Source organism: Pseudomonas sp. FP2254 (assembly GCF_030687695.1).
GTDB lineage: Bacteria > Pseudomonadota > Gammaproteobacteria > Pseudomonadales > Pseudomonadaceae > Aquipseudomonas > Aquipseudomonas quebecensis.
Genome location: NZ_CP117444.1, coordinates 1,574,119 through 1,595,512 on the forward strand (window position 1 = coordinate 1,574,119; position 21,394 = coordinate 1,595,512).

Here is a 21,394-nt window from a genome sequence, read left to right on the forward strand (position 1 = left end):
GACAAAATGCGTAATTGCGTCCAGTTGTGTCAACAGTAAAGCCTAAGGACGGTCAATCGTCCTTCTGACTTATTCGTGGGGTGACTTTATATACGGGCTGGCCGGCGCTTGATAGGTAGCCGCCTAAGTATTTTGTAGGGAATTTGTTGCAGGGCTGTGAAGGAATGTTACACAGGCAACGACGGGGCAAACATGTGGGAGGGGACAGACCCCTCCCACATTTGGTTTGTGTCTCAGGCGATTACAGCGGCAGGGTCGGGTAGTCGATGTAACCCACCGGGCCTTTGCCATAGAACGTCTCCGGATGCGCTTCGTTCAGCGGGGCATCGGCCTTCAGGCGAGCCGGCAGGTCCGGGTTGGCAATGAACGGCACGCCAAACGCCACCGCATCCGCCTTACCCTCGGCCAGCCATGCGTTGGCGCTGTCTTTAGTGAAGCGTTCGTTGGCGATATACGCGCCGCCGAAGGCTTTTTTCAGCTGTGGACCGAGGCTGTCGGCGCCTTCTTTCTCGCGCGAGCAGATAAACGCGATGCCGCGCTTGCCCAGCTCAGTGGCGACGTAGGTAAAGGTTTGCGCCAGGTTGGCGTCGCCCATGTCGTGCGCGTCGGCGCGGGGTGCCAGGTGCACGCCCACGCGGCCAGGGCCCCACACGTCGATGGCCGCATCGGTCACTTCCAGCAGCAGGCGTGCGCGGTTTTCCAGGGAGCCGCCGTACTGATCGGTGCGCTGGTTGGTGCTGCTCTGCAGGAACTGGTCGAGCAAGTAGCCGTTGGCGCCGTGGATTTCCACGCCGTCAAAGCCTGCAGCCTTGGCATTCTCGGCGCCGGTGCGGTAGGCGTCGACGATGTCGGCGATTTCAGCGGTTTCCAGGGCGCGCGGGGTCGGATAGTCGGCCAGCGGACGCACCAGGCTGACGTGGCCCTTGGCCTGGATCGCACTCGGTGCCACGGGGGTTTCGCCGTTCAGGTAGGACTCGTGGGAGATCCGGCCGACGTGCCACAGTTGCAGGAAAATCTTGCCGCCCGCGCCGTGTACGGCCTTGGTCACGTTGGCCCAGCCACGCACCTGGTCGTTGGACCAGATGCCCGGGGTGTCCGGGTAGCCCACGCCCATTGGCGTTACGGAGGTGGCTTCGCTGAGGATCAGCCCGGCGGAGGCACGCTGCACGTAATACTCGGCCATCAGCGCGTTGGGCACGCGGCCGGCGTCGGCGCGGCAGCGGGTCAGCGGGGCCATGATGATGCGGTTCGACAGCTCCACGTCACCCAGTTTGATCGGATCGAAAATAGTCGTCATCGCACAATACCTTCTTTATTACATTGATCAGTTGGTCGCAGGGGCCAGGTCGGCATCGCCGCTCTGACGGAAAGTTATCAAGGTCACCACGAGGGCAAGGATCGCCAGGGCAGCGGCCGCCAGCGGCACACTGGTCAGGCCGAAACCATGGGCGATCACGCTGCCGCCGACCCAGGCGCCGAGGGCGTTGCCGATGTTGAACGCGCCGATGTTCAAGGTGGACACCAGGTTCGGCGCGGCCTTGCCAAAGGTCACCACGTTGATCTGCAGCGCCGGTACGGCGGCGAACGCGGCGGTTGCCCAGAGGAACAAGGTGATTTCGGTGGGGATCACGGCGACGCTGGTCCAGCTCAGCGCGGTGGACACCACGGCCATGCTGATAAACACGCCGATCAGAGTGGCTGCCAGGCGCTTATCCGCGAGCTTGCCGCCGATGATATTGCCGACGGTCAGGCCCAGGCCGATCAGCAGCAGGGTCCAGGTCACGCCTTTGGGCGATACACCGGTGACATCGCCCAACAGCGGCGCCACGTAGGTGAAGAGGGTGAACATGGACGCCGCGAACAGGGCGGTCATGCTCAGCGACAACCAGATACCGGCGCCTTTGAGGGCGGCCAGTTCGGCGCGCATGTCGAGCTTTTCTTCGTCGCGCTTGGCCGGCAGGAAACGAATCAGGCCGATCAACGCCACCACGCCGATCACCGTCACCGCCCAGAAGGTCGAGCGCCAGCCGGCTTGCTGGCCCAGCGCAGTGCCCAGGGGAACACCAAGCACGTTGGCCAGGGTCAGGCCGGTAAACATCAAGGCCACGGCCGAGGCCCGCTTGTTGGCCGGCACCAGGTTGGCGGCGACCACCGAACCGATCCCGAAGAAGGCGCCGTGGCACAGCGCGGTGACCACGCGAGCGAACATCAGCACGTTGTAGTCGCTGGCCAGGGCGCAGAGCAGGTTGCCAATAATGAAAATCCCCATCAACGCTACCAGGGCGGCCTTGCGCGGCAATTTAGCCGTGGCCAGCGCCATAAAGGGCGCACCAATGGCCACGCCCAGGGCATAACCGGTGACCAGCCAGCCGGCGCCCGGGATCGATACGCCGAGGTCCGCCGCCACATCGGGCAGCAGGCCCATGATGACGAACTCGGTGGTGCCGATGGCGAAGGCGCTCAGGGCCAGGATGAGGAGCGAGAGGGGCATTTGCGGGGTCCTTTTACAGCGGTTCGGCGCTGAGTTCAGTGATGAGCGCTGTGAGGAAGGCTTGGATCACTTCCTCATTGCGTTTGAAAAAGTGCCACTGCCCGGCCTTCTGGCTGCTGATCAGACCCGCGCGTTGCAAGGTGGCCAGGTGGGCCGACACGGTCGACTGGGACAAGCCGCAGCGTTGGTCGATCTGCCCGGCACAGATGCCGTACTCGTGGTTGTGCAATTGCTCGGGGAATTGCACCTTCGGGTCTTTGAGCCAGGTGAGGATGTCTCGCCGTACCGGGTGCGCCAGGGCTTTTATTATTTCGTCGAGGTCGATGGACATGGCAGTGTGCTCGGTGTTGTAAAGCGTTATATCGCGATGAGGCGAACTTTAAATCGGTATATTCCGATATACCAATACGATTTTGCTCTGAGGTCAGACTGAATCGGTATATCGGGTTATAACGATACGTTAAGCGCAGTGCTAGACTGCGCGCCATGAATTATCTCGCACATCTGCACCTGGGCGGCCAGTTGCCTGCGCAACTGCTGGGCAGCCTGTATGGCGACTTCGTTAAAGGCCGCCTGCAGGGCCAGTTCAGCCCATCCATTGAAGCGGCGATCCAGTTGCATCGTTCGATCGACCGTTTTACCGACAGCCATCCGTTGGTAGGGCAGGCGTTGTCACGCTTCAGCCTGACCCGTCGGCGCTATGCCGGGATCGTTCTGGACGTGTTCTTCGATCACTGCCTGGCGCGGGATTGGGCGTTGTATGCCGACCAGCCGCTGGAAGACTTCACTTCGCGGGTGTACCGGGTACTGGCGGCCGAACCGGCGTTACCCGGGCGGTTGGCGCAGATTGCGCCTTATATGGCAGCGGACGATTGGCTGGGCTCATACCGCGAGTTTGCGGTGATGGAGCACGTGCTGCGCGGGATTTCGCGGCGGCTGACGCAACCTGAGGAATTGGGGCACGCGATGCAGGAGTTGCGACTTTTATATGAACCGTTGAGTGAAGACTTCCGGCGCTTCTACCCTCAATTGCAGGTGTTCGCACAGGCTCAACTGACGCCATAAAACTAAATGTGGGAGGGGCTTGCCCCTCCCACATGGTTTCAAGCAGCGAACGCTGGTCGCGCCGCTACCGGTTCAACTTCAGCGATCGGCCCGAACAACGCCTTCTGCACCGCCTGCTGCGCCTGGAACGCCAGGGCGGCACGCTCCTGCCCGGCGCAGGCAATCGGTGTGAGTACGTGGATTTCCACATCGCCCTGATCATTGGCAAACAACCGCATCAGGTGCGAGAGCAAATCGTCATCGCCAATGAACGGCGCCAGCGGGTCCACCTGCCCATCGCGCAGGTAACGGATCGCCACCGGTTGCAGCGACACATCCGCATCGATCGCGCTGGCCAGCAGGCGGCCGTGGAAGGTGCGCAGGCTGCGGCCGTCGGTGGTGGTGCCTTCGGGGAACATCAACAGTGGATGTTGCTGCTCCAGATGCCGGGTCATCTGCTTGCGGATCAATTGGCTGTCGCCCGAGCCCCTGCGGATAAACAGGCTGCCGGCCTTCGCCGCCAACCAGCCGGCGACCGGCCAGGTGCGCACTTCGGCCTTGGACAGAAACGACATCGGCGCAACCATGCCCAGCAGCGGTATGTCGGTCCAGGACACGTGGTTGCTCACCCATAGCATCGGTTGCGTCGGTAACTGGCCATGAACCGTCACGCGAAAGGGCAGGGCGTTGGTCAGCCGGGCCATGAAGAACCGCGACCAGCGCTGGCGGCGCACCATCGAATTGGCCACGCCCAAGCGTTCGAAAAGGCCAAACACGCTGGCCATGCTCAAGCCCAGCGCCACCACCAGCAGCACGCGGGCGATGCGCCCGTATACACGCAGGCGGCTCATCACATGGCCGCCTTGAAGTGGCGCGCATAGCGCGGGCACAACTCGTCGCGCTTGAGCAGGATAAACACGTCGGCGACCTGGAAGTCTTCGTCCCAGCATGGCTCGCCGCAGATCTTCGCGCCCAGGCGCATATAGGCCTTGAGCAGCGGCGGCATTTCGGCGATCACGTTGGACGGCAGATCCAGGGCCGGCAGCGGCTTTTTCGGCTCGGCGCGCAGGTGTTCGTTGCACAGGTAGCGTTCGCGCAGGCGCTGCATGATCGCATGGGCCTGGATGCCGCCGTCGTGCATCGGAATGCTCGCACAGCCCATCAAATAGCTGTAGCCGCCCTGGTTGAGCACCTCGGCCAACTCGCCCCACAACACCGCGATGGTGCCGCCGTTGCGGTAGGCCGGGTCGACGCAGGTGCGCCCGATTTCCAGGATCGGGCCCTTCAGGTGGAGCAGGCCATGCAGGCTGAATTCTTCTTCGCTGTAGAACCGGCCCAGGGTGCTGGCGGCCTGGTGGTCGAGCAAGCGAGTGGTGGCTACCAGTCGACCGGTGTTCAAGTCCCGCACGCCGATATGGCTGCAGTGCACATCATAGTCATCCATGTCCAGGCCGTGTTCCGCGCCTTTCAGCTTGGCGTTGAACTCGCCGCTGAATACGTTGAACCGCAGGGCCTGGGCTTCCTGCAAGGCCTGGGCGCCGATCAGGCGTTCGGCTTGCAGACGGCGTTCATTGCCGGTGTCGCTGATGCGGGCGATCTGAGTCATGGCGAGTCTCCGAGTGCCGGCCACGTTTCGGCCGGTCGACTTTGTTGTCCGAAGTCAGGCTATGGAGGCCCGGTGTCATCTCCATGAAGTTATGGTGACGCTTGGATGACAGGCCCTTTGTCGTCAATCTGTCATGCGCCTGGGCTAGCCTCGCGGGTTTGAATGCCCCGTCGAGTTCGCGTCCATGGTCAGAGGCCTGTTGTGCGTTGCGCTGTTGTTGTTCACCGTTAACGGCCACGCTGAAACCTGGCCCGACCCGCAATGGGCCGAGGGCACGCGGCTCACCGGTCCCGCGCTCCAAGCCCTGGACGCCTATGCCTTTCCCCCGCGCGACGACAGCACCCGCCAAGGCATTCGCACCGACGCCCTGCTGGTGATACGCGACGGTGAAGTCATCTACGAACGCTATGCCGCACCCACTACCGCCAGCACGCCGCACTTGACCTGGTCGGTCAGCAAAAGCCTGATGGCCTGCGTGCTGGGGGTGGCCTACGGCGACAACCGCTTCAAATTGAGCGACCCGGTGGCGCGGTTTTACCCGCCGATGAAACAGCATCCGACGGTCACAATGGCCGATCTGCTGCACTGGGCCTCGGGGCTGGACTGGCAGGAAGACTACGAATTCGCCCCGCTGAAATCCTCGGTGGTGGCCATGCTCTACACCCGTGGCCGCACGGACATGGCTGAGTTTGCCGCGAACACGGAGGCCTCCAGCGCGCCGGGCCAGGCGTTCCGTTACTCCAGTGGCGACAGCAATCTTTTATCCGCCGCACTGAAAGGCATGCTCGGTCACAAGGCCTATATGAGTTACCCGTGGGATGCGTTGTTCAAGCCATTGGGCATTCGCAATGCCACGTGGGAAACCGACGGCGACGAGACGTTTGTCGCCTCGTCCTACGCTTACCTCACCGCTCGCGACCTGGCGCGGGTCGGCCTGCTGATGGCGCGGGAGGGGCGTTGGGGTGACCAGCAACTGCTGCCCAAGGAGTGGGTGGCCTTCAATCGGCAGCCGTTCAACCGATACCAAACCGGGCAGGACGAAGCTGTCCCCGGCGGCCATTGGTGGCTCAACCAAGGCACGCCAAGGCCTTGGCCCGACGCTCCCGCCGATACCTTCGCGGCGCTCGGCCACTGGGGCCAGGCACTGTTCGTATTGCCCGATGAACGCCTGTTGATCGTGCGCTACGGCGACGATCGTGACGGCAGCTATCGCCACAACGAATTGCTCAAACGCGTGCTTGCGGCGGTGCAGCCATGATCCGTCGTCGGCCGTTGACCGGTTTTTTTCTGCTGTTATTGCTCGCGCTGTTGGCGTGGGTCTGGCACGAACGCGTCAACCTGCAAGCCTTCCCCGATATCATCGCGGCGTACACCGCCAAGGAATATTGCTCGTGTCGGTATGTGGCGAATAACCCGGCGCAGTACTGCAAGGGGTATGTGAAGCAGTACGTGCCGACCAGCGCCTTCAGCGACAACCCGGAGCGCAGTGAAGTGACGGCGAGCGGGCTGGGCCGAACCCACAGCGCAAGGTGGCTCGGCGACCGTCAAGGCTGCCGCCTGAATCCCTGACACGGCACACTTCCCCTGCGGGAGCTGGCTTGCCTGCGATGACGACGGCACAGGCGACAGTGATGTTGACTGACCTGCCGCTATCGCAGGCAAGCCAGCTCCCACAGTTGATCTGCTTCGTCAGTTACATTGCGCCCGGCAGGCGGCGCAGTTAAGGTTCGTCCAGGTTTTTTGCCCCTCGAGTCTTTATGTTCAATGCTTCTCTGATAAAACCCCTGGCCTTCGCCTTGCTGGCGGTCGCTGCTGTGCCCGCCCATGCCGACTGGTACTTGGATAACGAATCCTCGCGCCTATCCTTCGTCGCCACCAAAAACACTGAGATTGCCGATGTGCATCGTTTTCTGGTGCTGCACGGCAAGGTCGACGACAAGGGCGCGGCGCAGGTGCAGGTGGAATTGGAGTCGGTCAACAGCGGCGTGCCGCTGCGCGATGAGCGCATGCGCAATCAGTTGTTTGAGATCAAGACGTTCCCCGAGGCGTTGATCAGCGCGCAGATCAATCTGCAGCCCATTAACGACCTGGCCCCCGGCGCGCAATTGGAGTTGCGCCTGCCACTGAGTGTGACCTTGCACGGCAAAACCCAGGCCTACAGCGCCGAGCTGCTGGCCACGCGCCTGGATGACCGGCGTTTCCAGGTGGTGACCCTGGAGCCGGTGGTGCTGCATGCCGAGGATTTCGACCTGGCGCCGGGGGTGGCCGCGCTGCGCAAGGCGGCCGGGCTGAAGTCGATCAGTTTGTCGGTGCCGGTGGGTGCGGTACTGATCTTCACGGCGCGCTGACATGGGCGGCGCGGTGTTTCCGTGGCGCAGCGCCAACCGTTTCGAGTTGTTGATCGACGGCCCGCAGTTTTTCCCGCAGATGCTGGTGGGCATTGCCCGTGCCGAACAGCAAGTGGACCTGGAGTTGTACCTGGTGGAGGCCGGTGCGTGCGCCGAGGCCATGGTGCAGGCACTGGTGCTGGCCGCCGAGCGCGGTGTGCGCGTGCGGTGCCTGTTCGATGACTACGGCAGCCTGGCGTTTACCCTGTCGCTGCGCAAACGCCTGACTGACGCCGGGGTGGAGCTGCGCTTCTACAATCGTCTGAGCTGGCGTCGCTGGATGCGTAACCTGTACCGCGACCATCGCAAGCTGTTACTGATCGACCAACAGCTCGCCGTGGTCGGCGGCACGGGCGTGACGGATGAGTTCTGGACGCCGGGCCAGGACACGGCCGAGTGGCACGAGGTGATGGTGCAGGTCAGCGGCCCGCTGGTGCTGGACTGGCAGGCGCTGTTCGACCGCCAATGGCACGCCAACGCGGCGCGGCGCGCATGGAAACCCGCCACGCATTTCGGTTTGCCGCGTCTGCCCAAGGTGCCGGCGACGGGGCCGGGGCTGGGCCGGGTGGCCTACGCGGATTCCCGACAGCACCGCGACATCCTGCAATCGTTGATCCGCGCGCTGAACAGTAGTCAGCAACGTATCTGGTTCGCCACGCCGTATTTTCTGCCCACGTGGGGTGTGCGCCGCGCATTGCGCCGGGCAGCAGGGCGTGGGGTGGATGTGCGTTTACTGTTGACCGGCCCGCGCACCGATCACCCGTCGGTGCGTTACGCCGGGCACCGCTATTACCCGCGTCTGCTGCGCTCGGGCGTGCAGATTTTTGAATACCAACCGTGCTTTCTGCACCTGAAGATGGTGCTGGTGGACGACTGGGTGAGCATCGGTTCGTGCAATTTCGACCACTGGAATCTGCGTTTCAATCTGGAGGCCAATCTGGAAGCGTTGGACCCTGAGCTGACCCAGGCGGTGGCGGCGAGTTTTACCGCGGATTTTGCCCAGAGCCAGGTGGTCAGCCTGGAGGCGTGGAAGGCGCGGCCATTGTGGCGGCGGGTGAAGCAGCGGGTGTGGGGCTGGATTGATCGGTTGGTGGTAAATCTGCTGGATCGACGCGATTAACGATCGTTCCCACGCTCTGGGTGGGAATGCCTCTTGTGACGCTCTGCGTCACGCTTTGGACGCGGAGCTTCCTGGGGCTGCATTCCCACGCGGAGCGTGGGAACGATCATTGAATCAAAGCAGCTCGAAGGTCTGCTGCTGTACATCCTGGGAATCCAACCCGATCTGCACATTGAACTCACCCGGTTCGGCCGCGTACTTGAGCTGGGTGTTGTAGAACTTCAAGTCTTCTTCGGTGATGGTGAAGTGCAGCGTGCGCTCTTCACCGGCCTTGAGCATGACTTTCTGGAAGTTCTTCAACTCCTTGATCGGACGGATCATCGAACCGGCCACGTCCTGGATGTACAGCTGCACCACGGTTTCGCCGTCGACCTTACCGGTGTTTTTCACGGTGACGCTGGCGTCGAGCTTGCCGGTCTTGTTCAGGGTCGTGGACGACAGCGCCATATCCGACACGCTGAACGTGGTGTAGCTCAGGCCATAACCAAACGGGAACAGCGGCCCGGTGGTGTCATCGAAGTACTGCGAGGTGTAGTTGCCCGGCTTGCCTGGGGTGAACGGCCGGCCGATGGTCAGGTGGTTGTAGTAGGTCGGAATCTGCCCAACGGAGCGCGGGAAGGTGATCGGCAGTTTGCCCGACGGGTTGTAGTCACCGAACAGCACATCGGCGATGGCGTTGCCGCCTTCGGTGCCGGCGAACCAGGTTTCCAGGATGGCGTCGGCCTGTTGGTTCTCGTCGAGGATCGACAAGGGGCGGCCGTTCATCAGCACCAACACCAGCGGTTTGCCGGTGGCCTTGAGCGCCTTGATCAGGTCGCGCTGGCTTTGCGGGATGTTCAGGTCGGTGCGGCTGGAGGACTCGTGGGACATGCCACGGGACTCGCCCACGGCGGCGACGATCACGTCGGCCTGCTTGGCCGCTTGGACCGCCTCATCGATCAATACCTGCGGCGAGCGCTTGTCATCCACCACTTCCGGCGCATCGAAGTTGAGGAAGTTGAGGTAGTCGACCACCGCCTTGTCGTTGGTGATGTTGGCGCCACGGGCGTAGAGGATTTTGCCTTTTTCACCGATCACGGCGTTGAGGCCGTCGAGCAGGGTCACCGATTGCTCGGGTTTACCGGCAGCCGCCCAACTGCCCATCATGTCGATCGGCGCCTTGGCCAGCGGGCCGACCAGGGCGATGGTCGCGGATTTTTTCAGCGGCAGGGTGTTGTTCTGGTTTTTCAACAGCACTAGGCTGCGGCGCGCAATATCACGCGCTTCGGCGCGGTGCAGGCGGCTGTCGGCGTAGGTGTCGGCCGGGTCGTCCTCGGCCTTGCCGATACGCAGGTACGGGTCCTTGAACAGGCCCATGTCGTATTTGGCGCCGAGGACTTCGCGCACGGCGTTGTCGATGTCGCTTTGCTCGATCTCGCCGGACTTGAGCAGCCCCGGCAGTTCCTTGCCGTACAGCGAGTCGTTCATGCTCATGTCGATGCCGGCCTTGATCGCCAGTTTGGCGGCTTCACGCCCGTCCTTGGCCACGCCGTGCTTGATCAGTTCGAAGATCGCGCCGTGGTCGCTCACGGCCAGGCCCTTGAAGCCCCAGTCCCTGCGCAGCAGGTCGTTCATCAGCCAGGTATTGGCGGTGGCGGGTACGCCGTTGATCGAGTTGAGCGCCACCATGACGCTGCCGGAACCGGCCTTGATCGCCGCGTGATACGGCGGCAGGTAGTCCTGGTACATCTTGACCGGGCTCATGTCGACCACGTTGTAGTCGCGCCCGCCTTCCACCGCGCCATACAGGGCGAAGTGCTTGACGCTAGCCATCAGGCTGTCGGCATTGGCGGGGCTGGTGCCCTGAAACGCCTTGACCATCACGTCGGCGATGCGCGAGACCAGGTAAGTGTCTTCGCCGAAGCCTTCGGAGGTGCGGCCCCAGCGCGGGTCGCGGGAGATGTCGACCATCGGCGCGAAGGTGATGTCCAGGCTGTCGGCCGCAGCTTCCTGGGCGGCGATGCGGCCGGAGCGGCCGATGGCGTCCATGTCCCAGCTGGAGGCCAGGGCCAGGCTGATCGGGAAAATGGTGCGGTGGCCGTGGATCACGTCGTAGGCGAAGAACATCGGGATCTTCAGGCGACTGCGCATGGCCGCGTCCTGCATCGGACGGTTTTCCGGGCGGGTGATGGAGTTGAACGTGCCGCCGATGCGGCCGGCGGCGATTTCCTTGCGGATCAGCTCGCGGGGCATTTCGGGGCCGATGCTGATCAGGCGCAACTGGCCGATCTTTTCATCCAGGGTCATCTGCTTGAGCAGGTCGCTGACGAAGGCGTCCTTATCCTTAAGCGCAGCAGGCTTTGTTTCTGCCCATACGGGGTGAGTGGCCAGCGTGGCAACAAGGCCGAGCAAACACAGCTTTTTCATGAATATCCTTTTTCGGCTCACTGCACAGCGCTCGCGCTGACGGCCAAAATGTGGGGAGCGTCTATTGTTGTTCGGGCGTTGTTCAGAGAAATACCGCACACTTCTGAACTCTTATTCGCGCTGGGCATCTTTGTAGCTGATTGGCTCGATGCATACCAGTGGTGGCGGATTATGCCCCAAGCGCGCGGTTTATAGGGCAGGTCATCCAATTCCATCCAGTTTGGGCAGGAGATACATCATGCAAGCAGCACACGTTAACCGCTGGGGCCTCAAAGCCGCGGCTCTGCTATTGATCAGCACGGTGCTGAGCGGTTGCGGCATCAACACCATTCCCACCCTCGACGAGCAAGCCAAGGCGGCTTGGGGCCAGGTGCAGAACCAGTACCAGCGCCGCGCCGACCTGATCCCCAACCTGGTGGAAGTGGTCAAGGGCTATGCCGCCCATGAGCAGGACACCCTGACCGCCGTGATCGAAGCGCGGGCTAAGGCCACCTCGATCCAGGTCGACGCCAGCACCCTGGACAACCCGGAAAAACTCAAGCAGTTCCAGCAGGCCCAGGACGGCTTGAGCGGCGCCCTCAGCCGCTTGATGGTGGTGTCCGAGCGCTACCCGGATCTCAAAGCCAACCAGAACTTCCTGGCCCTGCAATCCCAGCTGGAAGGTACCGAAAACCGTATCGCCGTGGCGCGCCGCGACTTTATCCAGGCCGTGCAGGCGTACAACACCGAGATCCGCACCTTCCCAGGCCGTTTGTGGCACAGCGTGATGTACAGCGATTTGCCGATTCGCGCCACGTTCGAAGCCACCAGTGCCGATGCCGATAAAGCGCCGCAAGTGAAGTTCAAATAAGGCTGCACTGAGGTGTCGATGCGTTTATTAAGGATAGGCCTGGCGCTGTGGCTGTTGGCCTGCGCGGGCGCGGCCCAGGCAGCGTTGACCTTCCCGGCGCTGACCGGGCGGGTGGTGGACAACGCCCAAATGATCGACCCGGCGGTGCGCGCGCAGTTGACCCAGCAGTTGCAGGCGCTGGAGCAGACGCGCGGCGCCCAGATCGTGGTGGTCACCGTGCCCGACCTGCAAGGCGTGCCGATCGAGGACTTCGGTTATCAATTGGGGCGCCAGTGGGGCATCGGCCAGAAGGGCAAGGACAACGGCGCGCTGTTGATCGTCGCCCGCGATGAACGCAAGTTGCGCATCGAAGTGGGTTATGGCCTGGAAGGCGTGCTCACCGATGCACAGTCATGGGTCATCATCAACCAGGTGATCGCGCCCAAGTTCAAGGCCGGCAATTACAGCCAGGGCATCAGCGACGGCGTGGCCGCGATGGTCCAGGTGGTCGGCGGTGAACCCCTGGCGGTGCCGGCCCATGTGGCGGACGGCAATTTTGCCAAGGATAATCCCGGCCTTTCCATTGGCCTGTTCGTGCTGCTGATCGGTGTGCTGTGGCTGTGCAATCGCCTGGGCCTGCCGGTGGGCGCGATCCTGCTGGCGATCCTCAGCAGCAGTGGACGCGGCGGCGGTGGCGGGGGCGGCGGCGGTGGTTTCCGGGGCGGCGGGGGTGGCTTCGGCGGGGGCGGGGCCTCGGGCGGCTGGTAATGACAATAACGATAAAAGAGCATCTATAACCATGACACTACTGAGTGAACACGAACAACGCCAGGTCGCCGAAGCGATCGCCCGGGTCGAGCAGCAGACCGACGCCGAGCTGGTGACAGTCCTGGCCGCCCGTGCCGATGACTACGCGTACATCCCGTTGTTGTGGGCCAGCCTGATCGCCCTGGTGGTGCCGGGGGTGGTGCATTACCTGTCCGGCTACCTGACCATGTACACCTTGCTGCTGGCGCAGTGGGCGACGTTCATTGTGTTGTGCCTGGTGTTCCGCTTGCCCAAGGTGACGACCCGCCTGATCCCGCGTTCGGTGCGGCATTGGCGCGCGTCGAACCTGGCGCGCCGGCAGTTTCTGGAGCAGAACCTGCACCACACTGTGGGCAGCACCGGCGTGCTGATTTTTGTCAGCGAGGCCGAGCGCTATGTGGAAATCCTGGTGGATGAAGGCATCTCCAAACGCCTGGACGACAGCAATTGGGACGCCGTTGTCCAGGCCTTCACCCAGCAGGTGAAACAGGGCCAGACACTGGCCGGTTTCATTGCCTGCATCCAAGCCTGTGGCGAGTTGCTCAAGGTGCATGTGCCGCTGACCCAGGCGCGCAATGAACTGCCCAATCGCCTGGTGGTACTTGAGTAGCCCGAATACCTCGATCAAACCGTGTGGGAGGGCTTGCTCCCTCCCACATTCAGCCCCGGTCTGTTCAAGCGCCGTACCGTTGATCAAATAACTCCGTGCCCTGAACCCTCATCCCCCCTAAAATGCCCGGCATTCCCTGCCCGAGGCGTTTTTGTTCATGTCCGTCACCGCTCAACCCGCCCGCCCTGCGCCGGATCATCACGCCCAGTTCATCGAACTGCTCGGCGAAAGCCTTGCGCACAGTGCCTTTATCAAGCTGGTGCTGGCCAAGTACGTCGGTGACGAAGCCGAGCTGCAACGGCTGATCATCAAGCCGGTGACCGTCAAGGAGCAGGCGTGCCTGTCCTTCGTGTACCGCTACAAAACCCGCGACATCACCAAGAACCTGCCCGTGGCCGAAGGCGTCGCGGCGATTGCCGCGCTGTTGCCGGCGTCGTTCAAGAACGCGCACTTGCTGGCGCTGACCGACGAAGCCCAGCTGGAATACAGCAAGAAGAACAAAAGCTCGCTGTTCAAGAGCAAGCCGCAGCAACTGCGTGAGGCGCCGTCGGCCGAGCACAACCGCGAAAAGCATCGTTTTCTCGACCTGAGCCGACCGTTCCTTGCCGACCTGGGCGTGACCGACGCCAAGCAGACGCTGATCCCGTCGATGTCGCGCAAGTGGAAACAGATCAACAAATTCATCGAGGTGTTCAGCCATGCGCTGACCTCGTCGCCGCTGAAACTGGACCAGCCGGTGCGGGTCGCCGATTTTGGTTCGGGCAAGGGCTACCTGACCTTCGCCATCCACGATTACCTGCGCAATACCCTCAATGCCGAAGCTGAAGTGACCGGCGTCGAGCTGCGTGAAGACATGGTGACCCTGTGCAACAGCGCCGCCGCGCGTCTGGATCACCCTGGGCTGGTATTCAAATGCGGCGACGTGCGCAGCGTGGCGCCCAGCGAACTGGATGTGATGATCGCGCTGCACGCCTGCGACATCGCCACCGACTATGCGATCCATACCGGCATCCGCTCCGGTGCGTCGATCATCATGTGCTCGCCGTGCTGCCACAAACAGATCCGCCTGCAGATCCAGAGCCCGGCGCTGCTCAAGCCGATGCTGCAATACGGCCTGCACTTGGGCCAGCAGGCGGAAATGGTCACCGACAGCCTGCGTGCGCTGTTCCTGGAAGCCTGCGGCTACGAGACCAAAGTGTTCGAGTTCATCTCACTGGAACACACCAACAAGAACAAAATGATCCTGGCCGTCAAGCGTGCCGAGCCGGTGGATAACGCGTCGTTGCTGGAGAAAATCCAGGCGCTGAAAGCGTATTACCACATCACTGAACACTGCCTGGAAACCCTGCTGCGCGCGGATTTATCCGTACACCTGCTCAGAAAAAACGCGTGACGCTGATCTTCGCATCGCGGCCCTTGGTGTAGGCCCGGTCGCCGCTCAGGGCCGGGCGATAGTTGTTGTTGAACATATTGTCGAGGGTGAAGTTGACCTCGGTGCCCTTCAGGTAAGCCTGCTGCGGCTTCCATTTGGCGAACAGGCCCTGGGTGTTGTAGCGCTTGTTGTTGTATTGGTCGTAAAAGGTGTCGCCGACGCTGCTGCCGGGGCCGCCGGAGTATTTGTCGCTGGGCAGGCGGTCGGTGGCGCCGACGAACTGGCCCATCCATCCCACTTGGGCGTCCCAGGCCGGAATATGAGTGCCGAGCACCAGCACCCACTTGGTCGGTGGAATGTCCCGCGCCGACACATCCGGGCCCCACGGGTTGGTGTACGCGCCTTCGTGCTGGCCGGTGGTATAGGCATACGACACCGAGCCGAACAGGTAGGTGGAGTTATAAAACGATTCCACCTCGAAGCCTTTGATGGTCACGCCGCCGATGTTGCGGTAGTTGGCCATCGGCCCCGGCGGGCAGGCCGTGGAAATCGTGCCGCCATTGATTGCCTGGTTCTGGCAGCCGACGCCGGTGGCCTTGAAGATTTCGTCTTCGACTTTGTTGTGGAACAGCGTCGTACGCACTTGCAGGCTGTCGTCCTGAGCAACCAGGTTGTCGAAGCTGGTGATATTGCCCACGGTGATCGACGTGATGCGCTCCGGGTCGAGGTCGACGCTGGTGGCGGTGCGACTGCCCACGCCCTGCACTTCATATTGTTCGTCGATCACCGGGGCGCGCCAGGTCTGGCTCCAGTTGGCAAACAGCCCGACCTGCGGGGTGACGGTCCAGAACAGCGCCAGACGGGGCGACCATCCGGTGTAGGTGCGGTCGCTGTAATCATGGCCAACCGCCGGATCGGGATTGCTGTAGTACGGCGCATCGTTGGCCTCGCCACGGTTGCGCACGTGGTCGTAGCGCAGCGACGGAGTGACCGTTACGTCGCCCAGGGTGACCGCATCCTGAATGAAGACACTGTTGGTATCGACCTTGCCGTGGGGCATGAAGCCCGGCTGGAAATGCCCGTAGTTGTAGCGCGGCGTGTTGTAGGTGGCGCCGGGCATCCACATCTCGGTTTCCCGCGTATGCCTGCGGATCTGCGTGCCGACGGTGACCGCGTGCTGCAGCGGCCCGGTGTCGAACAGGCTGACGTTGCGGATATCGAGGTTTTTGTCGGTGTAGGCGGTGTCCATCCGGCGGCCGCCACTGGCCAGTTGGAAAAACGCCGTGTCGGTGCGCTCGTCGGTCTGCTCGGTGTTGGATTGCGAATATTTGACGGTCAGGTCCACCAGCGGGTTATCCAGCGGCTGGTATTCGTACTTGCCGGACCAAGTGGTGTCGACCGTATCGCGGTTGGCCAGGAAACGCTTCAACGCGCCTTCGTAGCCGTAGCGGTCGATATTGGCCTGGGTCGGTGGCGTGGGGTAGCTGGCGGCTGAAAACGGGGTCCAGCGGTCGCTGTGGGAACGCGAGTACGACAGGCCGACGCTGTGCTCATCGGTGAAGTGCGCATTGACCTTGAACAACTGGCCGTCGACGTTCTGGGCGGAGTTGGGCAGGCGCTGAGGGTTGATCGGGTACTGGTTGTTCTCGTTGGGCAACTTGGCGGCGACTTTCATGTCGTCACCGTCGCGCTTGGTCAGGTAGGCCAGGGCATCGAAACGACCGTCGTCGGTGCGACCGAACACGGCACTGCTGTAGACCTGCTCATGGTCGTTGCTGGAGTAGCCATATTTGAGCATCGCGCCGCTGTTGCGGCCCTCTTGCAGCAGGTCGGGGGCGTCCTTGGTGGTCATATTGACCGTGCCGCCAAAGCCACCGTTGCCGGTGAAGGGCGAGTTAGGGCCTTTCTCCACCTCAATGCTCTTGATCAGTTCCGGTTCGATAAACACCGTGCCCTGCTGGTAGCGCTCGAAGCCGCTCTTGGTGGCGCCGTCAACGGTCAGCGGCACGTCTTCGGCATCGCCGAAACCGCGAATGTTAATGGTCTGGCCGCCGGGTTTGAGCGAGCCGCCCTGGCTGACCCCGGGCAGGGTCTGCAGCAGGCTGGGAATATTGTTGGCTTGATAGCGCTCGATGTCGGCCTGGCTCAGCGTGGAGCGGCCGACGGTGCTGGAGTCGACTTCATTGCCGGTGCCGATCACGCTCAGGGCCTCCAGCTGGATCGTGCTGCTGGAAGTGGTCCTGGCCGCTTCGGGTTTGACCACGTAAGTGCTGCCGACCTTGATCAGGATGAACTCGCCGTTGTTCAGCAAGTTGCGAATCGCCGTTTCCGCGCTGTAGTCGCCGTCGAGCGCCGGGGCCTGCAGGTTCTTGAGTTGGGCCTCGTCGAACAACAGCTGGATTTTGGTCTGCTGCGCCACTTGGCTCAAGGACGCGGCCAAAGGCTGGGCGGGCAGGTGCAGCGTGAACGACTCGGCCTGGGCGCCCAGGCTGAAGGCCAGGCAGGTAAAGGCAAGGGTCGGTCGAAACATCGGCGAAGCGAGGCAAGGCGCGCGAAACATGAAATCCCCCAGGGTGGCTGAAAGGCCGAAAAGGTGTGCGTATCAAACGCAGACGGGAGGAAGACGGGGCTGGAAAAAAAATCCACACATGCGAATGCAAAATATTCTCATGTGTGGGGCCTGGGATTATTGGTTCGGTTCGATCCTGATCGCACCGTCGGCCGCGCTTACGGTTTTCACCGGCAGTAACGCAGGCAGGGCGTTGAGCAGGGCGTCGGGGTCGTTCACATCCAGGTTGCCCGATACTTTCAACTGCGCCACGGCTTGACTGACCTGCAACGGTGCCTGAGGCCGGTACAGGCTCAACTCATCCACAAGGCTGGCCAGTTCGCGATTGCGAAAGGCCAAATGCCCGCTGCGCCAATCGGCGACCGCTTCGTCGGAGAGGGTCTGCTGGACCAGCGTGCCCTTGGCGTAGGTGTAACTGGCGCGCTGTTGGGCATGGAGCTGGAGAGTCGGGCCTTGGGGCGTAGGTGCGAACGCGACCTGGCCGTGGGCGACGCTGACTACCAGTTGCCGGGGACCACGACGTACATCAAACCCGGTGCCGACCACGCGCACACTGGCCTCACCGGCGCGCACGAAGAGCGGGCGTTCCTTGTCGGGCGCCACGTCGATATACAACTGGCCTTCCTCCAACTGCACGATGCGCTGCAGGGCGCTGAAATCCACGCGCAGACGAGTGTTGGCGTTCCCGTAGAGCGTGCTGCCATCCGGCAGGCTGAGCGTGCGCGCGCCCTTGGCCTGGGCCGACACCTGGAGGTGATACAGCTCGCGGGGCGCGCCGAGTTGCGTGGCCATCAAGGCGCACAGGACCGCCGCCGCTACCGCCAGCGCCGGGCGCCATACCGATGCCTTGCGCGGCGGCAGCGCCACGGGTTTGTTCAGTTGCTGCAACTGCGCGAGATCGGCCCACAACTGCTCGAATTCGGCATAGGCGCGGGCATGGGCCGGTACGGCGTGCCAGGCGGCGAAAGCCTTGCGGTCGGCACGGCCGGTGTCTTCACGGTTGCGTGCAAACCAACTGGCGGCCTGGGCATCGATGGAATCGCTGGCTTCGATATCCAGAATGTCGGTGTCGCTCAGGCGGTTCATTCTGGCTGCTCCGTGCCGGGTTCGTGTTGAAGGCGTCGCTTGCAATGCAGCAAGGCAAAGGCGATGTGTTTTTCCACCATGCTGATCGAAATGCCCATGCGCGCGGCGATCTGCGCCTGGCTCAGGCCTTCGAAGCGGTGCAGCATAAGGGCTTCTCGCCTGCGGGGCGAGAGTTCGGCGAGGACTTCTTTCAATTGTTCCAGACGCTGCAGGCGCAGTGCGGCGGCCATGGGTTCGTTCTGCTCCTCGGTGACTGCTTCGGCGTCCTTGTCGACCTGCTCGCACTGCACGGTCTGGCGCACCTTTTGTTTGCGCCAATGGTCACGCAGCAGGTTGCGCGCTACCTGAAACAGAAACGCCCGAGGCTGCTCGACGTTGGCCCGGTCGCGGTAACCCAGCCATTGGGCGAACACATCCTGGGTCATGTCCGCCGCGTCGCTGACGTTATCCGTGCGCTTGCGCAGAAAATGCAGAATGTCCGCATAGAATCCGCGAAAAGCATCGGCCGACAACGGGTCGGGCTTGGGACGAGACATGGATATCCTTCCTGACGCAGAGGGGGTGTGAAAACGTCGCGGATGATATCGAGAATTATTGTCATTTGTCTCCAGGTAAAGCTGGCTTTCCTTATATCGTTAGGTCTCGACACATGTTCAGCGGAAATAACACCCGAGACCACAACCCGTGTGTCCGCCGCTCCGCCTGTGGTGTCTGCCTTTCGATGGGTGTCGTGACCTATGGCTCCACAGGGACCGACAACGCCGGATTGCCCAGCGCATGGGTGCGTGCCGCAAAGAACCTCAGCGCCACTCCGGTGCCGTCGAACAACTGCGAATACCGGCGCTTCTGCTGACGAATGAAGCCATCACTGCGCCCTGAAACCGAGATCGCCAACAGGCTCGGCCTGGCGTGACGAATCGCGTCCACCAAATGACTGTCCTGCGTGCCCAGCTCATGGCCGAAGATGCACAGCGCGCCCTGGTGAGCGAGCAGTTGCGCGTAACAGAACGACAGGTAGTCCGAACCGCGGATGGTCTTGAGCTTCTCCTGCACCGTGCCTTCGCTGACGAACAGCGGCACATCGTCCAGGGTCTTGAGCGTGTTGTTGATCGCGAAGCTGCTGAGCAGCGTGCTGTCGGTGGTCGGCAGTTTGCGTGCGGTGCCGTCCAGGTTGCGCACCAGGTGCAGCCCGCCGTGCAGGTACAGGATACGCGTGGCCTCGCTGCGGGTGTCGCGCAGGTCGAAGCGGGCGTCGGCGCCGCGGAACAGGTCATCGATGCCGGGGGTGTGCAGGATCGCCCAGTAGTTGAGCAGGTCGTAATTGCTGGTGAACACCGTGGGGTAGCGGGCCAGTTCCGCATTGATTGTCGCCAGCGTCGACGGCTGCACCAGGCGCCAGGGAATATGCACGGCGTGAATCGTATTGATCAGCGCCTCCTTGATCGCGTAGTAGCGATTGCGCGGCGCGGCCGAGCTGACCGCCAGCGCTTTGTTGACCCGGCTGGTGGTTTTCAATGCGCTCAGGGCTTGCTCGAAGCTGCGGGTCTGCAACGCATCAAACACACTCAGTTCGGAGGCGCTTAAGGGTTTTTCTTCAACGGTGCGGGCGTTTTCGAACAGCGAGTCGTAGGCAAAGTCTTCCCAGATCGCCCGGCTGGCGCCGTTGCCGATCAGTATCGCGCTGAAGTCGTGGGTGCTGCGCAGCGCGCTCCAGTCTTCAAGGTGGGCGTCAATATCCTGGAAATCCTTCATTGCGGCGGGTCTACTCGAAATCGGCTGGGCGGTGACTTTATCACGAGCCGGCGTTGATCCTGATCAAGGTGCGCCCTGCGGCTGAGGTTGATGCTGTACGTATAACGTCATCCGAGGATTCGCCATGAGCAGCACTTTCTTCATTCCAGCCGTCAACATCATGGGCACCGATTGCCTCGACGAAGCCATGAACGCCATTCGCAACTACGGCTTTCGCAAGGCCCTGATCGTCACCGACGCGGGGCTTGCCAAGGCCGGCGTGGCCGCGATGATTGCCGAGAAACTGGCGATGCAGGACATCGACTCGGTGATCTACGACGGCGCCAAGCCCAACCCCAATGTGGAAAACGTCGAAAAAGGCCTGGCGCTGTTGCAGCACAGCGCCTGCGACTTCGTGGTGTCCCTGGGCGGCGGCTCGCCCCATGACTGCGCCAAGGGCATCGCGCTGTGCGCCACTAACGGCGGGCATATCAGCGACTACGAAGGGGTCGATCAATCAACCAAGCCGCAGTTGCCGCTGGTGGCCATTAACACCACCGCCGGCACCGCCAGCGAAATGACCCGGTTCTGCATCATCACCGACGACACCCGCCACGTAAAAATGGCCATCGTCGACCGCAACGTCACGCCGCTGCTGTCGGTCAACGATCCGTCGCTGATGGTCGGCATGCCCAAGGGCCTCACCGCCGCCACCGGTATGGACGCGCTGACCCACGCCATCGAAGCCTACGTGTCCACCGCCGCCACGCCGATCACCGACGCCTGCGCGATCAAGGCCATCGAATTGATCAGCGCCAACCTGCGCCTGGCCGTGCGCGACGGCAGCGATAAAGCCGCGCGGGAAAACATGGCCTACGCACAGTTCCTCGCCGGCATGGCCTTCAACAACGCGTCCCTGGGCTTCGTGCATGCCATGGCACATCAGTTGGGCGGTTTCTACGACCTGCCCCACGGCGTGTGCAACGCAGTCCTGTTGCCTCATGTACAAAGCTTCAACGCCAGCGTCAGCGCCAAACGCTTGAGCGACGTCGGCCGCGCCCTGGGCGCCGATACCCAAGGCATCAGCGATGAAGAGGGCGCCCAGGTCGCCATCGCCGCCATCCGCAGCCTGGCCCACGACGTGGAAATCCCCGCCGGCCTGCGTGAACTGGGCGCCAAGTTGCAGGACATCCCCCTGCTGGCCACCAACGCACTCAAGGACGCCTGCGGGCTGACCAACCCACGCCGGGCCGATCAGCGTCAGATCGAGGAGATCTTTCGCAGCGCGTTCTGACAGGGGCGGGCATCGGCCGCAAGCGGTAAGCTACAGGTTGCC

20 protein-coding genes are annotated in these 21,394 nt (G+C 62.5%); 10 read left to right on the forward strand and 10 right to left on the reverse strand.

The window, feature by feature from the left end; genetic code table 11:
* Positions 1-241: 241 nt before the first annotated feature.
* The 3 genes from PSH94_RS07205 to PSH94_RS07215 are packed head-to-tail and all read right to left on the reverse strand — an operon-like array spanning position 242 to position 2,822.
* On the reverse strand, positions 242-1,297 hold the full coding sequence (locus PSH94_RS07205) for an alkene reductase (protein ID WP_253511065.1): 1,056 nt from the start codon (positions 1,295-1,297) through the stop codon (positions 242-244).
* A 27-nt stretch (positions 1,298-1,324) separates the two neighbouring features.
* On the reverse strand, positions 1,325-2,491 hold the full coding sequence (locus PSH94_RS07210) for an MFS transporter (RefSeq protein WP_181081532.1): 1,167 nt from the start codon (positions 2,489-2,491) through the stop codon (positions 1,325-1,327).
* A gap of 13 nt (positions 2,492-2,504) precedes the next feature.
* A complete protein-coding gene (locus PSH94_RS07215) occupies positions 2,505-2,822 on the reverse strand; it encodes a helix-turn-helix transcriptional regulator (protein WP_181081531.1) in 318 nt (105 codons plus the stop codon).
* Positions 2,823-2,977: 155 nt separating this feature from the next.
* On the opposite strand from PSH94_RS07215, the gene PSH94_RS07220 reads away from it, so the two are divergent.
* On the forward strand, positions 2,978-3,556 hold the full coding sequence (locus tag PSH94_RS07220; protein ID WP_266248347.1) for an ACP phosphodiesterase: 579 nt from the start codon (positions 2,978-2,980) through the stop codon (positions 3,554-3,556).
* Positions 3,557-3,594: 38 nt separating this feature from the next.
* On the opposite strand, the gene PSH94_RS07225 is transcribed toward PSH94_RS07220, so the two are convergent.
* Positions 3,595-4,386, reverse strand: a complete 792-nt coding sequence (locus PSH94_RS07225) for a lysophospholipid acyltransferase family protein (protein ID WP_181081529.1) — start codon at positions 4,384-4,386, stop codon at positions 3,595-3,597.
* Positions 4,386-5,141, reverse strand: coding sequence for an L-ornithine N(alpha)-acyltransferase (gene olsB / locus PSH94_RS07230; protein WP_034096335.1), 756 nt, complete (start codon positions 5,139-5,141; stop codon positions 4,386-4,388). Before olsB ends, PSH94_RS07225 begins: the two co-directional genes overlap by 1 nt.
* Before the next feature lie 184 nt (positions 5,142-5,325).
* On the opposite strand from olsB, the gene PSH94_RS07235 reads away from it, so the two are divergent.
* The 4 genes from PSH94_RS07235 (at position 5,326) to PSH94_RS07250 (ending at position 8,648) form a co-directional block, all read left to right on the forward strand.
* Entirely contained in the window at positions 5,326-6,399 is a 1,074-nt protein-coding gene (locus tag PSH94_RS07235; RefSeq protein ID WP_305436960.1) for a serine hydrolase, read from the forward strand.
* Complete coding sequence (locus PSH94_RS07240) at positions 6,396-6,710, forward strand: amidase (RefSeq protein WP_253511075.1); 315 nt, start codon at positions 6,396-6,398, stop codon at positions 6,708-6,710. Before PSH94_RS07235 ends, PSH94_RS07240 begins: the two co-directional genes overlap by 4 nt.
* Positions 6,711-6,898: 188 nt before the next feature.
* Positions 6,899-7,489, forward strand: a complete 591-nt coding sequence (locus PSH94_RS07245; RefSeq protein WP_305436961.1) for a YceI family protein — start codon at positions 6,899-6,901, stop codon at positions 7,487-7,489.
* A gap of 1 nt (position 7,490) precedes the next feature.
* Positions 7,491-8,648, forward strand: a complete 1,158-nt coding sequence (locus PSH94_RS07250) for a phosphatidylserine/phosphatidylglycerophosphate/cardiolipin synthase family protein (RefSeq protein WP_253511082.1) — start codon at positions 7,491-7,493, stop codon at positions 8,646-8,648.
* A 114-nt stretch (positions 8,649-8,762) separates the two neighbouring features.
* Here the strand turns inward: PSH94_RS07250 and bglX are convergent, their stop codons facing one another.
* Positions 8,763-11,054, reverse strand: a complete 2,292-nt coding sequence (gene bglX / locus PSH94_RS07255; RefSeq protein ID WP_181081524.1) for a beta-glucosidase BglX — start codon at positions 11,052-11,054, stop codon at positions 8,763-8,765.
* 238 nt (positions 11,055-11,292) lie between these two features.
* On the opposite strand from bglX, the gene PSH94_RS07260 reads away from it, so the two are divergent.
* The 4 genes from PSH94_RS07260 to PSH94_RS07275 all read left to right on the forward strand — a co-directional run bounded on the left by PSH94_RS07260 (position 11,293) and on the right by PSH94_RS07275 (position 14,693).
* A complete protein-coding gene (locus PSH94_RS07260; protein ID WP_253511085.1) occupies positions 11,293-11,904 on the forward strand; it encodes a LemA family protein in 612 nt (203 codons plus the stop codon).
* A gap of 18 nt (positions 11,905-11,922) precedes the next feature.
* The gene (locus PSH94_RS07265) at positions 11,923-12,651 is read left to right on the forward strand and encodes a YgcG family protein (RefSeq protein WP_266248357.1); all 729 of its coding nucleotides are present in this window, start codon (positions 11,923-11,925) and stop codon (positions 12,649-12,651) included.
* A gap of 31 nt (positions 12,652-12,682) precedes the next feature.
* Positions 12,683-13,300 (forward strand): TPM domain-containing protein, encoded by a 618-nt coding sequence (locus tag PSH94_RS07270; protein ID WP_305436962.1) that lies wholly within the window; start codon positions 12,683-12,685, stop codon positions 13,298-13,300.
* A gap of 157 nt (positions 13,301-13,457) precedes the next feature.
* Complete coding sequence (locus PSH94_RS07275) at positions 13,458-14,693, forward strand: SAM-dependent methyltransferase (protein WP_181081143.1); 1,236 nt, start codon at positions 13,458-13,460, stop codon at positions 14,691-14,693.
* Here the strand turns inward: PSH94_RS07275 and PSH94_RS07280 are convergent.
* The 4 genes from PSH94_RS07280 to PSH94_RS07295 form a co-directional block, all read right to left on the reverse strand.
* A complete protein-coding gene (locus PSH94_RS07280) occupies positions 14,677-17,232 on the reverse strand; it encodes a TonB-dependent receptor (RefSeq protein WP_305436963.1) in 2,556 nt (851 codons plus the stop codon). The two genes, PSH94_RS07275 and PSH94_RS07280, sit on opposite strands and share 17 nt — an antisense overlap.
* 126 nt (positions 17,233-17,358) lie before the next feature.
* Positions 17,359-18,327 carry a FecR domain-containing protein gene (locus PSH94_RS07285; protein WP_305436964.1) on the reverse strand — a complete coding sequence of 323 codons (969 nt, stop codon included), beginning with the start codon at positions 18,325-18,327 and terminating at the stop codon, positions 17,359-17,361.
* Positions 18,324-18,863, reverse strand: a complete 540-nt coding sequence (locus PSH94_RS07290) for an RNA polymerase sigma factor (protein WP_181081140.1) — start codon at positions 18,861-18,863, stop codon at positions 18,324-18,326. Before PSH94_RS07290 ends, PSH94_RS07285 begins: the two co-directional genes overlap by 4 nt.
* Before the next feature lie 199 nt (positions 18,864-19,062).
* Positions 19,063-20,079, reverse strand: a complete 1,017-nt coding sequence (locus tag PSH94_RS07295) for a DUF4917 family protein (RefSeq protein ID WP_181081139.1) — start codon at positions 20,077-20,079, stop codon at positions 19,063-19,065.
* 124 nt (positions 20,080-20,203) lie between these two features.
* Between PSH94_RS07295 and yiaY the strand changes: the two genes are divergently transcribed.
* A complete protein-coding gene (gene yiaY, locus PSH94_RS07300) occupies positions 20,204-21,352 on the forward strand; it encodes an L-threonine dehydrogenase (protein WP_181081138.1) in 1,149 nt (382 codons plus the stop codon).
* Positions 21,353-21,394: the final 42 nt, after the last annotated feature.

Bases quoted from the DNA above. Each gene is read 5' to 3' on its own strand.
- PSH94_RS07205 (WP_253511065.1), bottom strand. From the start codon at position 1,297: ATGACGACTATTTTCGATCCGATCAAACTGGGTGACGTGGAGCTGTCG.
- PSH94_RS07210 (WP_181081532.1), bottom strand. From the start codon at position 2,491: ATGCCCCTCTCGCTCCTCATCCTGGCCCTGAGCGCCTTCGCCATCGGC.
- PSH94_RS07215 (WP_181081531.1), bottom strand. From the start codon at position 2,822: ATGTCCATCGACCTCGACGAAATAATAAAAGCCCTGGCGCACCCGGTA.
- PSH94_RS07220 (WP_266248347.1), top strand. From the start codon at position 2,978: ATGAATTATCTCGCACATCTGCACCTGGGCGGCCAGTTGCCTGCGCAA.
- PSH94_RS07225 (WP_181081529.1), bottom strand. From the start codon at position 4,386: ATGAGCCGCCTGCGTGTATACGGGCGCATCGCCCGCGTGCTGCTGGTG.
- olsB (WP_034096335.1), bottom strand. From the start codon at position 5,141: ATGACTCAGATCGCCCGCATCAGCGACACCGGCAATGAACGCCGTCTG.
- PSH94_RS07235 (WP_305436960.1), top strand. From the start codon at position 5,326: ATGGTCAGAGGCCTGTTGTGCGTTGCGCTGTTGTTGTTCACCGTTAAC.
- PSH94_RS07240 (WP_253511075.1), top strand. From the start codon at position 6,396: ATGATCCGTCGTCGGCCGTTGACCGGTTTTTTTCTGCTGTTATTGCTC.
- PSH94_RS07245 (WP_305436961.1), top strand. From the start codon at position 6,899: ATGTTCAATGCTTCTCTGATAAAACCCCTGGCCTTCGCCTTGCTGGCG.
- PSH94_RS07250 (WP_253511082.1), top strand. From the start codon at position 7,491: ATGGGCGGCGCGGTGTTTCCGTGGCGCAGCGCCAACCGTTTCGAGTTG.
- bglX (WP_181081524.1), bottom strand. From the start codon at position 11,054: ATGAAAAAGCTGTGTTTGCTCGGCCTTGTTGCCACGCTGGCCACTCAC.
- PSH94_RS07260 (WP_253511085.1), top strand. From the start codon at position 11,293: ATGCAAGCAGCACACGTTAACCGCTGGGGCCTCAAAGCCGCGGCTCTG.
- PSH94_RS07265 (WP_266248357.1), top strand. From the start codon at position 11,923: ATGCGTTTATTAAGGATAGGCCTGGCGCTGTGGCTGTTGGCCTGCGCG.
- PSH94_RS07270 (WP_305436962.1), top strand. From the start codon at position 12,683: ATGACACTACTGAGTGAACACGAACAACGCCAGGTCGCCGAAGCGATC.
- PSH94_RS07275 (WP_181081143.1), top strand. From the start codon at position 13,458: ATGTCCGTCACCGCTCAACCCGCCCGCCCTGCGCCGGATCATCACGCC.
- PSH94_RS07280 (WP_305436963.1), bottom strand. From the start codon at position 17,232: ATGTTTCGCGCGCCTTGCCTCGCTTCGCCGATGTTTCGACCGACCCTT.
- PSH94_RS07285 (WP_305436964.1), bottom strand. From the start codon at position 18,327: ATGAACCGCCTGAGCGACACCGACATTCTGGATATCGAAGCCAGCGAT.
- PSH94_RS07290 (WP_181081140.1), bottom strand. From the start codon at position 18,863: ATGTCTCGTCCCAAGCCCGACCCGTTGTCGGCCGATGCTTTTCGCGGA.
- PSH94_RS07295 (WP_181081139.1), bottom strand. From the start codon at position 20,079: ATGAAGGATTTCCAGGATATTGACGCCCACCTTGAAGACTGGAGCGCG.
- yiaY (WP_181081138.1), top strand. From the start codon at position 20,204: ATGAGCAGCACTTTCTTCATTCCAGCCGTCAACATCATGGGCACCGAT.